The 16,309-nt window shown below is 61.1% G+C and carries 8 protein-coding genes; all 8 read left to right on the forward strand.

The annotated features are described in order from the left end of the window. The first annotated feature begins 33 nt into the window (after positions 1 to 33). Positions 34 to 1,716, forward strand: a complete 1,683-nt coding sequence (locus E0E20_RS02635) for a GspE/PulE family protein (protein ID WP_130836543.1) — start codon at positions 34 to 36, stop codon at positions 1,714 to 1,716. A 108-nt stretch (positions 1,717 to 1,824) separates the two neighbouring features. Then, positions 1,825 to 2,877, forward strand: coding sequence for a type IV pilus twitching motility protein PilT (locus E0E20_RS02640; protein WP_130836544.1), 1,053 nt, complete (start codon positions 1,825 to 1,827; stop codon positions 2,875 to 2,877). A gap of 30 nt (positions 2,878 to 2,907) precedes the next feature. Further along, a complete protein-coding gene (locus tag E0E20_RS02645) occupies positions 2,908 to 4,119 on the forward strand; it encodes a type II secretion system F family protein (protein ID WP_130836545.1) in 1,212 nt (403 codons plus the stop codon). A gap of 311 nt (positions 4,120 to 4,430) precedes the next feature. Continuing rightward, a complete protein-coding gene (locus E0E20_RS02650; RefSeq protein ID WP_130836546.1) occupies positions 4,431 to 4,868 on the forward strand; it encodes a prepilin-type N-terminal cleavage/methylation domain-containing protein in 438 nt (145 codons plus the stop codon). A gap of 142 nt (positions 4,869 to 5,010) precedes the next feature. Beyond that, positions 5,011 to 6,192 (forward strand): hypothetical protein, encoded by a 1,182-nt coding sequence (locus E0E20_RS02655; RefSeq protein ID WP_130836547.1) that lies wholly within the window; start codon positions 5,011 to 5,013, stop codon positions 6,190 to 6,192. Then, a complete protein-coding gene (locus tag E0E20_RS02660) occupies positions 6,173 to 6,574 on the forward strand; it encodes a hypothetical protein (protein WP_130836548.1) in 402 nt (133 codons plus the stop codon). Before E0E20_RS02655 ends, E0E20_RS02660 begins: the two co-directional genes overlap by 20 nt. After that, entirely contained in the window at positions 6,561 to 7,019 is a 459-nt protein-coding gene (locus tag E0E20_RS02665) for a PulJ/GspJ family protein (RefSeq protein ID WP_130836549.1), read from the forward strand. The genes E0E20_RS02660 and E0E20_RS02665 overlap by 14 nt, the downstream gene beginning before the upstream one ends. 126 nt (positions 7,020 to 7,145) lie before the next feature. Then, positions 7,146 to 16,160 carry an InlB B-repeat-containing protein gene (locus E0E20_RS02670; protein WP_130836550.1) on the forward strand — a complete coding sequence of 3,005 codons (9,015 nt, stop codon included), beginning with the start codon at positions 7,146 to 7,148 and terminating at the stop codon, positions 16,158 to 16,160. The last annotated feature ends 149 nt before the right edge of the window (positions 16,161 to 16,309 follow it).

Here is a 16,309-nt window from a genome sequence, read left to right on the forward strand (position 1 = left end):
CCCGCGGCAGGGATATCACTTTGGAGGACGGCAATGAAGCAGAAACGACTTGGCGATATGCTGATCGCCCAGAATCTTATCACCGAGGAGCAGCTTACGGAGGCTCTGGCCAAACAGAAAAAGAGCAGGGAGAGACTCGGTGCGGTTCTCATCGCGGAGGGCTTCATTACCGAGACGCAGCTTATGGAGGCGCTGAAGGATCAGCTCGGCATCGACTATATTGATCTGAACAGCTACAACATCGATCCGGAGATGGCGCGCTTCATTCCCAGGGCGCTCGCGAAATCGGCGGAGATCGTTCCTGTCAAGGCGGTGAAGGACTCTCTGTTCCTCGCCATGGCGGATCCGATGAACTTCATGGCGATCGAACAGGCGGGTGATACCTCGCACCGGCGTGTCGTCCCGATGATCGCTTCGCGGCGTGCGGTAAATCATGCCATCAGCATTCTCTACGAGAATGTCGGCGCGGCCGAGGCCATGGCGCAGATGCGTGAGGAGGCGGGCTTCCGCGAAGGAACCGTGGATGCGGCGGCCGAAAGCCCAGAGGAAGAGGGCCCGACCATTCGCCTTGTGAATTCTATCCTTGAGCGCGCCTATGTGGAAAACTGCTCTGACATCCATATCGAGCCGACCGAGGGGGACATGGTGATCCGCATGCGCATCGACGGCCGGCTCCACAAGGTGCTGACGATTCCTCCGGATCTGAAAGATTCTGTGATTTCCCGCCTCAAGGTCATGGCGCGGCTTGATATCGTCGAGCGCCGAATTCCGCAGGATGGTCGTATCCGGATGAAGCTGAAGGACCATGACACGGACATGCGTGTCAACACGATTCCGACCATTTACGGCGAGAAGCTCTGCATCCGTCTTCTCGGCAGGGATGACCGCCTGCTGAGCCGCTCCGGCATCGGCATGATCTTCCCGGAGGACAATGCGAAAGTGGACCGTCTGCTTTCCAATACCAGCGGCGTGATTATGATTGTCGGTCCCACAGGCTCGGGAAAGACCTCTACCATGTTCACGCTGATCAAGGAGCTTTTGAGCGAGAGTACCAATCTGGTGACGCTTGAGGATCCGGTGGAGTACAACATTCCCGGCGCTACGCAGGTTCAGATCAATGAAAAGGTGGGGCTTACCTTTGCCTCCGGGCTCCGCGCGATCCTGCGTCAGGATCCGGATATTATCTGCGTCGGGGAGATCCGCGACGGAGAAACGGCGGAGATCGCCATGCGTGCCGCCATCACGGGGCATCTCGTGATCACGACCGTACACACGGAGGACGCGGTCACGGCGATCGACCGTCTGAAGGATATGAAGGTTGAGCCCTATCTCATCGCTGCGGGGCTGCGGGGTATCATTTCCCAGCGCCTGCTCCGCCGCGTCTGCGAGAAATGCAGAAAGACCGCCGTGCCGGACGAAAAGACACTGGAGCTGTCCGGGCTTTCCCGCCGGCCGGGGCGCATTTTTTACCGGGGAGAGGGCTGCGACAACTGCTTCAGCACCGGGTACCGCGGGCGGATTGGCGCGTTTGAAATTCTTGTCATGAACGACCGGCTGCGGCGCTGCATCACCTCGGGCGGGGACAAGCAGACGTTCCGCGAGCTGGCCAAGGAGTCGGGAGGGTATATCACCATGCTCGAGAACGCGGACCGCCTCGTGGAGCAGGGAATCACGACCGTCGAGGAGGTCTGCCGCACGATCGCGGCGACAGACTGAGGCCGCGGCAGAAGAAAAAACGTCGAGCACAGAGAGGGGATCCCGCGCAGGCGAATCCTCCGTGCGGATGCCGCGGAGAACGCGGCAATGGGTAACAGATAAATGAACATGGATATCAAAGAGCTGGTGGCGCGGGCCGCGGCGCGGGGAGCGTCCGACATTCATCTGGTCGCGGGGCTCCCGCCCAAGATGAGGGTGGACGGCGCGCTGACAGAGCTTGCGGAGGAGAGCCTCTCCGCGGCGGACTGCGAGGAGCTGGCAGGGACGCTTGCGGGCGAGCGCGCCTTTGAGCGGATGGGGAACATTGGGGAGCTGGATTTTGCCGATACCATCGCGGGCGAGCGCGTCCGCGTCAATCTGTTCCGCCAGCAGGGCAGGGTTTCCGCGGCGCTCCGCATTCTCAGCAGCCGCATTCCGGAGCTGTCCTCGCTGGGGCTTCCCGCTGCGGTGGAGCGTTTTCCCGCCTGTAAAAAGGGCATCATCCTTGTCACGGGGGAAACCGGTTCGGGAAAATCCACGACGCTCGCCGCGATCCTCCAGCGCATCAATGAGACGCGGCCGGTGCATATCATTACGCTTGAGGATCCCATCGAGTATATTTATCAGCCCCGGCGCGCCGTCGTCAATCAGCGGGAGATCGGCACGGACACCCGCAGCTATGCGGACGGACTGCGGGCGGTGCTCCGCGAGGATCCCGACATCATTCTGATCGGCGAGATGCGCGACGCCGAGACCATCGGAATCGCGCTCACCGCGGCGGAAACCGGCCACCTTGTGTTCGCGACGCTTCATACCAACTCGGCGCCGGATTCTGTCGACCGCATTGTCAGCGCGTTTCCGGCAGATCAGCAGCCGCAGATCCGGATGAAGCTCTCGACGACGCTCCGCGGCATCCTGTCGCAGCAGCTCGTGATGCGGCGGGGAGGGAGAGGACGCTGCGCCGCCTGCGAATGTATGATCAATACGCCGGCGATTGCCAATCTGATCCGGGAGGGAAAGACGCCGCAGATGTACACCAGCATGCTCGCCGGAACGGGAGCGGGAAGTCTTACCATGGATAATTGTCTGATTCAGCTCGCGTCCGACGGAAGCATCGAGAGGGAGACGGCGGCGGAGGCGGCGAATGATGCGGAATACGTGCGCAGGAAGCTGCTGATGTAGCCCGGCCGGTGTTTGCAGGAGGTCACAGGATTGCTGACATATAAATACAGAGCGCAGACAACGGAGGGGAAAGAGCTGCGGGGCATCGTGCAGGCGGTGGACGAATATGACGCGGTCCGCAGGATCCGGAGCGACGCGCCGATTATCATTGACCTGCAGCCGGTAAAAGAAAAGGGCGGCAGCATTCTTTCCATGGAGATCGGCGGGAACCGGGTCAGCCAGAAGAATCTTTCGATCGTATGCCGCCAGATCGCCATCGCGCTCCGCGCGGGGATTCCGCTGGCGCGCTGTCTCGCCATGATCGGAGAGCAGACGCCGGACAAAATGCTCCGGCGAATGCTGACGGAGACGGCGGAGGATGTGGCGGCGGGAAACAGCGTCGCCGACTGCATGGCGCGGAACTGCCCGGCGCTTCCCCCGACCTTTATCGAGACGATACGCGCCGGGGAGGACTCGGGAAACATAGAGCGTTCCTTTGCGGAGATGGCGGGCTATTATGAGAAGTCCTACCGGAATGCGGACCGGCTCCGGCAGGCCATGGCCTATCCGATTTTCGTCGTCGCCGTCGCCGTGGTCGTGCTGATCATTGTGATGGTAATGGTGGTGCCCGCGCTGACCCAGACCTTTGAGGATCTGGGCGGCGAGCTGCCGTTTATCACAAGGCTTCTCATTGCCGTTTCGCGCTTCTTCCGGAAATGGTGGGCGCTCATGGCGATTACGGCGCTGTTGCTGTATCTGGGAGTCACGGCGTTTTTCCGGACGGAGAGAGGAAGAGGTGTGCAGGGAAAGCTCCTCCTGCGTCTCCCGGTGCTGGGAAAGATCAACGTTATGAGCGGTTCTGCGCAGTTTGCTGCGACGCTTGGAATGCTCCTTAAATCGGGGCTCACGTTGAACACGGCGATCCCGACGACGGCAAGGACGATGAGCAATTATGTGCTGGGCCGGGATGTGGCCGGCATACAGGAGCGGATCGAGAGCGGACGTCCGCTGGGAGAGTGCATCCGGGACTGCGTATATTTCCCGAAGGTACTGCAGGAAATGTGCGCCATCGGAGAGGAGACCGGAGAGCTGGACGAGACGCTCGACGTGATCGGCGATTTTTATACCAATGAAGCGGATATGGAGACCAAAAAAGCCATCGACAGACTGGAGCCGGCGCTCCTCATTCTGCTGGCCCTTTTCGCCGGCTTCATCGTTCTGGCGGTCTATCTGCCGATGTTCACAATGTACAACCTGATGTAGGCGCTGCGGCCGCTTCGCGGCCTGCTCATGCGTTTTGCTCAGCACCCCTCATTCGCAGCCGCTTCGCGGCCTGCTCATGCGGCGGCCAGAGCGGCTGCGCCGCTTGTCCACCCCGGAGAAAATCGCGCAATCGGTCTGAAATGCAGGCATTTCATCCTCGATTTTGGAATTTCCCCCGGGGTGCTGAGATAATATATCAAATGTCAATGGAAAGGGTATTGGTATTTTCCCCGGACAATGCTATATTAGAGACGGTACAGCAACCTTAAAAAACAAATATCAAATAGTTGCAGGAGAAAGGGAATCAGGTCATGTTCAGGAAAATCAGGGAAAACAGAGAGGGCTTCACACTGGCTGAGCTTCTTATCGTCGTCGCCATCATCGGCGTGCTGGTCGCAGTGTCGATCCCGATCTTTACGGCGCAGCTCGAGAAAGCGAGAGAGGCGACGGATATGGCGAACATGCGAGCGGCCAAGGCGGCTGCGGTCACGGCGTATCTCACCGAGGATACGGCGCTGGCGGTCGGTTCGGCGCAGGCAGGTGCAGTAGATCTTTATTATGATGCGAACAACGGCGTGCTGAAGACCGCGGCGGCGGGCATTGCCAAGTACGGCAAGGGAACGACGGCAGACGGCGGTCAGGCCCCTGCGGACGGCTACATGGGCTATCAGGGAAATACCGACGCAAAGGATAAGATTCTCAAGGTGACGGTAGCACAGGATGGTTCCATTACCGAGGCATGGCAGTAAGCCAGCGGCTGGTTCCGGTTCCTTTTGCGGAGGCCCCTCCCGGAAAGCGTGCTTTCCGGGAGGGGTTTGCTGTATTCCGCTCCGGTTTTCTCTGTGGGGCGTTCGTATCGCTCCCTGTCGGAGATTTGCGGAGAACAGTGGCATGAGAGATAATATTTATATTATGAGGAGGAAAGACGACACACTGCGCGCGCGCGCGAGGACGGCGCGGAAGCTGGAATCCGAGAGCGGGGCGACGCTGCTGATGGCGCTCCTCTTTTTTGTGCTCTGCGCGGCGGTCGGCTCGGTGATACTCACCGCGGCGACGATCGCCTCGGGCAGGATCAGCGCCCTCGCGCAGAGCGATCAGAGATACTACAATACGGCGTCCGCCGCCGATGTTCTGGCCACGCAGATCAGCGGGCAGAGCGTCTCGGTCGGCGAGCGCCGGATCCGCGCGGAGCTCTCGTGGTCGGTGATCCGCAGGGAGAGGGATGAGAACGGTGATCTCCGGGAGGATGAGAACGGGGAGCCCGTGACGACCAGCAACTCCTATGGCTGCGAGTACGAGCTGTTTCTCGGCCCGGAGCTCATGAAGGACGAGGGCTGGGACGACGGGAGCTGGGATTCGCAGATCATTGATGCGCGGACGCCGGTGATGCTCTCGTATCTGGAGCGTGGCTATTATATGCTGTACAACGCGGATCCGAGGATTTATGCCGGCGGGAGCGGCGCGTCAAAGGCGGATATCTATGCTTCGCTTCCGCTTGACGCCTCGGTCCGGGGCGCGCTTCTTTCCTCCTCGGAGGCGGATATGCTTGCGGGCCTTTCCGCACGGATGCGTGAGGACGGTGCGCTGGATTCGGTTCTCTCTTCGGAGGCGGAGAGCGCGTTCGGGACGCTTCTCCCCGCATCTGCAGAGGCAAGGGTGATCGAGGAGCTGATCGTCACACCCGAGACGGGGGAGGCGCAGCTTACGCCCGTCAGCGTCTACGCGGTGATGGATCACGCCGGGGAGATCCGCATGGATGTCTACACGGAGTCCGGGGGTGATGCGATGAGCCGGAGCGCCGGCTCCGTCTATATGCAGCTCCTGTTTGAAAAGGACAGCGAGAGGACGGAGACGCTGCGCGTCTATGACCGGACATGGAACAGTCAGAATGAAGCGGCGCTCGAGGACGATGAATTTTCGGACACGGACGACATCATCATTGTGGGACGGCAGATACACATTTCCCGCTATGACAAGAAGACGACGGCGTCATGGAAATACGCGGGGGCGACGAGGGAGCTCCGTGCGGAGCTGAAAAAGGAAAATGAGGGACGTGCGGAAATCACTTACTGAAAACAAAATCATAAAGAAGCTCCGACAGGAGAGCGGCGAGTCGATTGCCGAGGTGCTGCTTGCCATTCTTGTGATCGCGCTCTCTCTGATGGCCTTTGTCTCGCTGCTTCAGGCCTCGCAGCGCATGATACTCCGGAGCGAGAAGCAGCTTGCCGGGTACTACGAGGGGCTGAGCGGAATGGAGAGCCGGGCGGCTGCGTCGGCGGACGACACGGTCACGGCGGTCATGGTGACGAAGAAGAACAATCCGGCGCAGCAGGTCATGTTCCGCCGCGGCGTCGCGCTGAGCGGGCGCATCGAGGTGGATTCCTTTACGGACAGGCCGGCGGGCGGGGAACCGGATATTTCGGTGCCGGAGGTGTTTTCCTATGCGGGCAGATAAAAAGACGGAGCGGCGCGACGCCGGCTTTTCCCTGATGGAGCTCATGGTGACCGTGCTTCTCGTATCGCTCCTTGCCCTGACGGTCGGAGGCGGCGTGACGGTGGTGCAGAGGGCCTACCGTGCGGTGACGCTGCGGGCGAATGCGCAGACGCTGCTCTCCTCGACTATCACCGCCATGCAGGAGAAGCTCCGCTATGCGGATGTGAAAGCGGGCAGGGACAGTCTCTCGAACGATCCGGAGAAAGGAATCTGCATTGACGGGATCCCGGTTGTCACCGAGGCGACCAGCGGAAAGGAATTTGTGACCGCCTATACGGGCGAGCCGCAGACCGACGAGGCTGCCGGCACGCTGACCGTGGAGATCCGGGTGAGCGAGAAAGAAAGCGGCGAGTCTGCCGCCGGCCCGGTGCAGCTGACGATCCGTTCGCTGCAGCCGGTTCGCTGAGACCTGCGCGGCCCGGGCGCAGAAAAAACACCGGGAATAGAAAAAACATCGGGAACAGAAGCATATCAGACACAGGGAAGACACCGGGAACAGAGAAAACGGAAACAGGAGCTGAGGAACGAAAAGATGCGGCGTATCGCAGTCGAGGAGCCGGGAGAGAGGACTCTCCGGAGCAGGAGGAACAGCAGAAAAACAGCCGGATTTACGCTGACGGAGCTTATCGTGACCGCTCTGATCATCGTGATTCTGGCGGCGATCGGCTTTGTGGCTGTCGCGCGCTATCGCCGTTCTCTGCGCATGATGGAGATGAACAGCATCGCGAAAGAGATCTTCATGGCGGCGCAGAACCATCTCCTCGCCGCAGATTCGCAGGGAATGCTGGACAAGTTCTATGAATCGACCGATGCGGACCGGCATCTCGAGGATCTGGGAACGCCGATCGGCAACCCGGGGGTCCGCATCATCGACGGCGAGGGAAACGAGGTTGCGGACGGGACGTTCTACGCGGCGGTGTACTGCCCCGGGGAGGAGGCCCCGGCAATTCTTTCCTATATGCTGCCCTACGGCGCGGTGGATCCCACGGTGCGGGAGGACGGGAGCTATATCATCGAGTACGAGCGCACCACGGGGACGGTTGTGGGCGTCTTCTATTCGGGCCCCAGTGAGGAGGCAGGCTTTCGTTTCCGCTTTACCGGCTATGCGGCAGACGATCTTGCGAATGCCCGCAGGGACGACCGCTATAAAAAGCATTACGCCACCGGAGAGGCCGGGAGCGGGAAGTACATCATCGGCTACTACAACGGGAACGCGTCGATTGACAGCTCGGACAACCGCGATATCACGGTTCCGACGGAGGTCACCCGCCTGAAAGCGCCGACCATCCGCGTGGTCAATGACGAGACGCTGTATGTCGAGGTGTACGACAACAACGACGCGGCGATGATTGCGGCCGCGGGGGCGAAGCTCCGGCTGTTTGTGAACGATGTCGCTCTGGAGGTCACGGAGGCGGGGCAGCCCTTTGTCCATGGGATCGCCGGCAAAGAGCAGGCATATCGTATCTATCTGGATGATATTACGCATCGCTGCGGGACAAATTTTGCAGCGCTGTTCGCCGGCCGCATCGCGCCGGGAGAGGATCTTGTCATCCGGGCGCAGAGTTACAGCAATACGGTTCTTTCCGATCTGCCGGAATCGGCGGCGGTCACGACGAACAGTCTGTTCGGAAGCCTTGCCGGAGGGAGCGCGGCGATCTCGAACTTCCGGCATCTGGAAAATCTCGACCGGGAGATCTCGGGGATGGACGACCGGCAGATCGAGGCCGTGCTGACCCGCGACCTCACATGGGGAGACGACACGATTTTTGCCGGAACGGAGAGCGCAGAGACGCTGTTCAGACGGACCGCGGAGGGAACGTATCTCTATGGCTGCGGCGGGACCCGCTATGCGGCGAACCGCTTCCGCAGCATCGACAATGCCTCGCTTGCGGTGTTTGACGGGGACGGTCACACGATCCGGGGCATTACGCCGGACGGGGGCGGTCTGTTCCGTGATCTTCATGACATGACGGTGTCGGAGCTGTCGCTCCGGGGCCTTATCGTCACGTCGGACGGCAGCGCGGGCGCACTGGCGGCGTCGGCCTCCGGGGCAGCCTCGGCGGCGGGGGTGTATGTGTACGATGCGGCGGTGAGCGGGAGCACAGCCGGAGGTCTTGTCGGGACGGTGTCCGGCTCCGGGGTCCGGTTTTCCAATGTGCTGGTGCGCGAGGAGACGGAGAGCGGCAAAAAGGCGCTGTTCTCTGCAAAAGTGAACGGCTCCGCCTGCGCCGGCGGACTGGTCGGAGAAATATCCGGTTCGCTCCGCGCGGCAGGCGCGGGGGCTGCGGTCTATGTCGACGGAGGAAATGGCGAAGCGGGCGGCTTTGTCGGAAGAATCGGCGGCAGTGCCGAGCTTGTCGGATGCTATGCAGGAGGACATACCAGAGATAAAAAGTATCAGGCGACCGCAGACGCGTCGGATGCGGGCCGGTGGAATGTCAGCTCCTCCGGTACGGCGGGCGGCTTTGCAGGGAGCGTGGAGGGCGCGGCGTCCTTTACGGCTTCCTATTCGACGTGCTCGGTCAGCGGCGGCACGGCGGGCGGCTTTGCGGGAGCGGGAGGCGGCGCCTCCTACCGTTACTGCTACGCCGGAGGTCTGATCGACGAGACAAGGGCGGGGACGCGGGCCGGCCTGTTTGCGGGAACGCTGGGCTCCGCGTCGGTGTCGGATTCCTATTGCCTCTCGGGGATCAGCGATATGACGCAGGAGCTGTCCGGCGGGACGGATATTCCGGGCGTCAAGGAGGCCGGCCCGGAGGAAACGGCAGTGATTTCCCCGCAGCAGAATGCGGCGCATCCCTATGATCCGGCGCGCGGAAACGCGGCATATCCGCTGCGGACAGTGGCGCAGCTCTTAAAGGATGCCGGTGTGGGCGGAACAGAGCTGTCCGAGGAGCTTGACCGGCACTGCGGCGACTGGCAGTTCCCGGCCCTGACGGAGATCGCGTTCTCGGTGCGGAATGAAGAGAAGCTCTCGGCAGAGATCGTGTTCCCCGCGGGGGACAGCGCGGCGGACGACAGCTATACGCTGTCGGTCACGGGCAGAACGTCAGGAAAGTCCAGGCTTTTCGTCATTCGGAAAAAGACGGATGTGAACGGTCTGGAGCGCCTGTTTGTCACGGCGGAGAACACGGCGGCTGATGAGGAACACAATTTGTCCTATGCCGAGGCGGAGCAGTATGCGTTCCCGTATGCGGCGATCAGACCGTATCAGACGGCGGGTGGTGCGGCGGCAGGAGAGGCGGGAACCGCGTTCTCTCTGTATCTCGACGACGTCACCGCACCGGCGGATCCCTCGGGGCGCTATGCGGGCGGTCACTTTGCGCAGCTTTTCGGACCGGCGGGCCTGCTTGCCGGGGAGGAGATCGAGGTTCGTGCCGCCCGGGGAGAAAAGACGCTTCCGGCGATGCTCCGGCAGAACGAGGAGGGGAAAACGGTCTTTACGGTGAGCAGCCTCTTCGGGGACGGGAGCAATCACGCGCCGGATGGGCTCGGAACGGCATATATGGACAATGCAAGGCACCTCCAGAATCTTGACCCGGCGGTGTCGGGCATCGCGGTATTCGCCTCGGAGAGCAGCGGTGCGCTGCGCGTGGAAAAGGCGCAGCAGAGGCAGGATATCGACTGGGCGGATTTTACCGCGAGGCTCGCTGCGGTCAATGCGCTCGAATTTGCGCCGTTTGCGGCGGCCGATCCCGCGATTTCCGCGGGGGCCGTGATGCTCCGGGCTGTGAGCGCAGGGAGCGGTGAGCTCACGGAGGAGGGCGCGTTTTACGGAATTGAAAACACCGGACTTTCGGAGTACGACGGGCAGAAGCACCGCTTTGTCAATGCCGTGATTCGGCAGGGAAAGAGCGGGGAGACGGCCTCCGGCATGTTCCGCCGGGCGTCGGGGCCCTCGCTCTCCGTCCGCCGTCTTGTGATCGAGAATGCCGATGTGGATGGCGCGGATGCCGGCGCGCTGGCGGGCGCGGTGGAGGTCGGAGGCTGTCTGACGGCGGAGAATGTCATGGTCACGGGGAGCCGGATTACCGGCTCCGGGAATGCGGGCGGCCTCATCGGCGTTTCCCTTGGGGACAGCGCTCTCACAGGAACGGCGTTTTTTGACCGTTCGGCGGACAGTTCCGTTCAGACGGACTCGGTGCCTGCCGTCACGGGCGCACAGAGCGCCGGCGGGATCGCGGGGAGCGTCGCGGGCGGACGCTTTGTGCTGGACAGGGCTCTTGCGGCCTCGGCGTCCGGACAGATCGCCTCCGGCTCGGCGGACGCAGGCGGTCTCATCGGCTCCGTCACGGGCGCGGCGGAGCTCCGCGCCGTCTCGGCGGGGAGTGCGGTGCATGTCGCGGCCGCGGGATCGGCGGGTGGTCTTATCGGACGTCTTGCCGCCTCGGGCAAGGCGGAGATTGCAGATTCCTATGCGTCCGGATACACGAGGGAGGGCGATTATCCGAAAGGAAGCGCCTCGGTGGCGGGCGGCGGTTATACCGGCGGCCTCATTGGCCTGCTTTCCTCCCCGGCGGCGATTTCCGGCAGCTTTTCCACGGCGGCGGTGCGGGCGGCAGACCAGGGCGCGGGCGGCTTCCTCGGCGGAATGACCGGCGGCAGCGCCGAGCTTACGGGGTGCTACGCTACGGGAACCGTGAGCGCGGCGGGGGGAGATATCGGTTCCTTTGCCGGGACGCTGAACGGGAGTGTCAGCTTCTCGGACTGCTCGGTCATGCCCCTGATCAATGACCGGACCATGGCGCTGATCGGGAGCAATCCGGGGAACCGTCAGGTGACGGAGCGCTTTGCCTACGGAAACGCCGCAGTCCTTACGCATAAGTGGGACGCGGATCATCCGGACGGGAATTATCCCTTTGCTATCGGCACGGTCTCGCCGCTTCCGCAGGATAGCGGAAGCGTGGCGTTTTACGGAGACTGGCCGCAGAGCGCGATCAAAGAGATCAACAGCTATAAGGTGGAGTTTCGGGACCGCAGAGCCGGAGCGGAGGAAAAGCTCTTCAAGGGCAGAAATTCAGACCAGAGCATCCAGTATGTCCAGCAGGGCCGGAGCGTTGTCGCCATCCCCCGCTGCAAGGAGAATCCGGTCTATGATCTTCTCGGCTGGACATGGAGCTTTGTCTATAAGGGCGAACGCTACACCGGCGTGTTCCGTTATCTGGACGAGGGAAAAGATTATACCAGCGATCAGGGCGTGTACAGCTTCTACAAGGGGGATCAGGAGGATGAGGACAAAAAGCTCGATCCCGTGCCCGACTGGGTCAGCAGTCCCGAACAGGTATACAGCGATCTTACGGTGTACACGATTTATTCCGCAAAGCCCAATCATTACGTGACATATAAGCTGCGCCGGACGAAAGCGGACGGAACGGACGAGCCGGACAGGGTTCTGCTCCGCGCGCGGGCCACGGACGGCGGCACGGTCGAGACGCCGAAGACGGTGAGCTACGGCGGCTTTAAGTTCCTCGGCTGGTTCCATGCGGATGCGGTGACGCCCTATGCGGACGGACTGATCCCTCCGGAGGGCGGTCCCGTGAGCTACGGCGACGCCGGCGTCATCAGAAAAGAGGGTGCGGACGGAGAGGACACAGTTCTCTACGCCCGGTATTCCGCAGTCACAAAGAGCCGCGTGACGGTGCATTTCCGCTATTACAACGGAGAATTTACTTCTGAGGATCTGGGGAGCGCCGTCTACCGGGATTATTCCTACGACGCGATCAATACCATTCCGTTCCGCGCGGAGCAGGCGCTTCCGTCCGGGATGAGCTATATAAAGCCGGAGCTCTATTATGTGAGAGCGGACGGGACGCTGACAAAGGATATGTCCGCGATGAACGCCGCGGATGTGACGGGGACGGCGGTGCTGGAGGGCGTGACTGCGGCCGATCCGGGGAAGCTCAGAATCGAAATCGAGCCTCTCCGGCAGGACTATGAATTCTATGTCGTCTACCGTGAGCAGAAGAAAGCGCATTATCACTATTATATCCGGCATGTGTTCCGGAATACCGACGGCGCCATAGAAGCGCCTCTTCCTGCGGGCGCGGCGGGGGTGGACACTGACGCGGCGGTTCTGCCGTATTCTGTCAGCGAGGCGGATACTGCCGTCTATACGAGCGGTCCCTATGAGGGAACGGCCGGACAGGTGGAAATTAAGGCGCTGACGGATACTCCGGGCTTCACGGCGGAGAGCGGGGACCAGCAGCGCGTGCTCTCCTCGGAAAATCAGATCATGACGATCTATTACAGCCGCAACCGCTACTGGCTGAGCTACAATCTGGCGGGCGGAGCGAAGAAAACCACCAAGGAGAGCTACGTCGAGCCGCAGAGCTTTGCGTACGGAGAGCCTGTCGTCACGGCGGGCGCCGGGCAGAATATCACCGGAGAGGAGATCGAGAGAGCGGGCTATGCGGCGGGAGATCCGCGCTGGAGCTTCTATGAGGACGCCGTTTACGAGGAGATCCGCGACGCATACCGGACGGCGGTGACGGAGGCCAGAAATAATCCGGACATCGAATATCTTGCCGGGGATTACAACATTCTCGACTATACGGCGGGCAAGCGCGTCTTTGCGCAGTCCGGCGCTGTGTTTACCATGCCTGCGGAGGACCTGTGCGCGATTCATGGCTGGACGATGAATGCCATTACCGTCCGCATTGAGATACAGAAGCAGAGGGTCAGCGACCGCTGGGATACGGCGAGCGAGAACCGCAGCTATGAATTTGATACTACGCTCGCCCAGACCATCACCCTGAGCGGCGCGGAGATCAGCGCGCTCCAGAGCCAGAACCGGAGGGTGCCCGAGCTCACGGCGGCCGGGGTGAACAGCGAGGGCAAAACGGTCTACCGCATCGGCTCCGTGACGCTGCCGTCCTACCTCCATTTTGCGGTCAATACGGATAATTACCAAAAGCGCAATCAGCACAGGCTCCAGAACGGCTCGGTCATTGTCGTGTACTACGACCGGGATGTCATGGAATTCCGCTTCAATTACCAGAACGGCCATCAGCCCCTCTCGACTCCGCTCGCGCATACGGCGGCGGACGGGAGCGTTTCCTACCCGGTATACGGGACGCATGCGTGGTGGCAGAAGCCGGACGGAAGCTGGGTTTTCGGAACCGGAACGCTGGTGCAGGCGGGGAGCGATACGGGATGGAGAATCATTTACTACAATGAATATCGTGCGGCGTATTCCGCATGGCAGAATGGCGATCCCTCCTACCGGTATTCGGGAGGTGTGATCTACCATGATCTTGGCGGCGGAGTGACGGAGATGTTCCGCTCCTCGTGGCGTCAGTATTATAAGCGCGTCGTGACAGAGGAGCGCTATGAATATGAGGAGTTCTTTGCCGGGGATGCGGAGCAGCCGGTGCATGGAACGCACGACTGGTACTGGACCGGCGCCGGCTACGTGTTTGCGGGTCGTCATTCTCTCAATTCCATTAAGGGCCTGTATCAGGCCCCGTTCCCCGCGGACTTCGTCTGGCCGGGAAATTACCGCTGGACGGTATACCCGGGAGGCGTGAAAGGCGCGTCCGGCAGTTCCGGACTCTCCGTCCTCACGAATTTCGAGTTCGACCAGAAGTATTTTGACAGGAATGCGCCGAACCGTTTGAATATTTATGAGGAGAACAGCGCCCTGACATCCGGCAGAAGACTGTCGTTCCATACGGAGCGGATAGAGGCCGGCGTTCCGGCAGACCGGAGGCTGAACGATCCGGCCTCGTATCAGACGGCGTATTCGTACTACACAACGGGCAGCACGTTCACGCTGTCCAATAAATATCCGGGGTATACGCTCTATGCCTATACGCAGGGCAACGCGGGGATTTCTCCGAACGTAACGGTCAGCACCGGCGCATCGGGGACGGAGAGCTTCTATCCGTCGGATATTTCCATCTGGGATACGCATCTCTATTACATCCGCAGAAGCTACGCCATCCGGCTGAACAATGTGAGCTATGGCGGCGCGGATTATTACGAGGACATTCATCTGTACGGCGAGCGCGTCACGAGGCTTCCCGTGCCGGACGAGCTCTCCATCGGCAGACCGGGAAATATTGAGGCGGGCTACGTCTTCCGAGGCTGGTATTCTTCGAGAGATTTCTCCTCGGAGAAGAATCGCGTGACGGATGAGAGCGGGCATGTGATTACGGCGGAGGGATATTATGAGATCCCGGCGAGCAATCAGCAGCTCTTTGCGTACTGGGCGCCTCCGGACTGTACCATTGTGCGCTGGGGCATGGATCCGACGGGGAGCGTCATGGCCGTTACGCCGGCGAACACGGATCGCAGTGTGACCGTGAAGTACACGGAATACGCGCCGGAGGACCCGCCGGCGGCGGCCGGCTTCCGCTTTGAGGGCTGGTACCGGAACTACGATCCGGCGACCGGAAGCTATGCCGATCCGTATCCTGGAGGCGTCGTCTCGGAGGATCTCACGCTGTACGCGAAATGGAGTTCTACGGTGGACGTGGAATACACGATCTGCTGTTATGACGTGGAGGACGCCGAGGATCCCTCCGCCGCGCCGATCGCGGTCTTCACGCGGATCAACTGGAACGGCGCGTGGCAGACGATCGGAAACGGGCAGGTCGGAACGGTGACGGCCCCGGTTGGGAGCGCGGCGAACGATGAATACAAAAAGCTGGTCGGCTATTACCCGGCTGTGCTTGAAAAGGAGGTTCTGGGAACGCCGGGCATGACGGTCGCTTTCTACTATACAAAGGCCAGCTCGTGGAGCTATGCGGTGAAGCACGTCATGCTTTCTGCCGGGCTGAATGTGGACATGGGTACGGAGTTCATCATGGGCACGGAGGAGCAGGCGATTGTCATTCCGAAGAGCCTTGAGGGGCTGAAGCTCGATCACATGGCCCTTGTCAGGGCGGACGGCAGCTCGGAGCAGGTTGACGGAGTCAGCGCGGAGCTCACGGGCGCGACGGACAACGGGGCGGTGCTCTGGATCTATTATGCGGCCGACTTCTCGATCTTTTCGGTCGGAGGACAGGGCTCCGTCTACACAGGGCAGCCGGTTGCGGCCGAGGCGGACGATTTCCTTGCCCTGAACGGGACAGCTTTCGATGCGGCGGGGCAGTATGAGATCAGAACGGCTCTTGCCTATATCGACGGAGCGGGAAATGTTCTGACATCGCCTCCGGTGAACGCGGGTAATTATACCGTCAAGGCCGTCGCCTCGCTCTATGATATGGCGGCGGACAGCAACGCGGTCATCTGGGAGAACGTATATCCCTCCTATATCAATATCTATCCGAGAGAGGTCTATATCCGCTCGGCGGACGGGTATAAGGGAGATACCAAGGAACAGATTCAGACGGTCATTGTGAGCAAAACCGCGGACGGCGGTCCGGAGCCGGATATTTTTGCCGGAACGGAGAATGTCCGCTGTACTTTCTACATCGACAGCATGGATCAGGTTGACAAGGAGATGCCGAACGCGTTTGCCTATGAGCTGACGGGCGGGGCGCGTCCCGAGAATTACAGCATCAGCGTGAAATTCGGGACGCTGTATCCGACGCCTGCGCCGTAAGTTCACGACGATGTTCGCTACGACGTTCGCGACGCCGCAAGATTGCAGTTTTTCTTTGACGGCCCGCCGTCTATATGCTAAAATACTCGCGTTGTGACTATAAATCACGCATTCCTGCGCGGCTGCCGTGTGTTTGCAAGAGGCAAATG

The sequence above is a fragment of the Lachnoclostridium sp. Marseille-P6806 genome (genome assembly GCF_900625025.1).
GTDB lineage: Bacteria > Bacillota > Clostridia > Lachnospirales > Lachnospiraceae > CAG-791.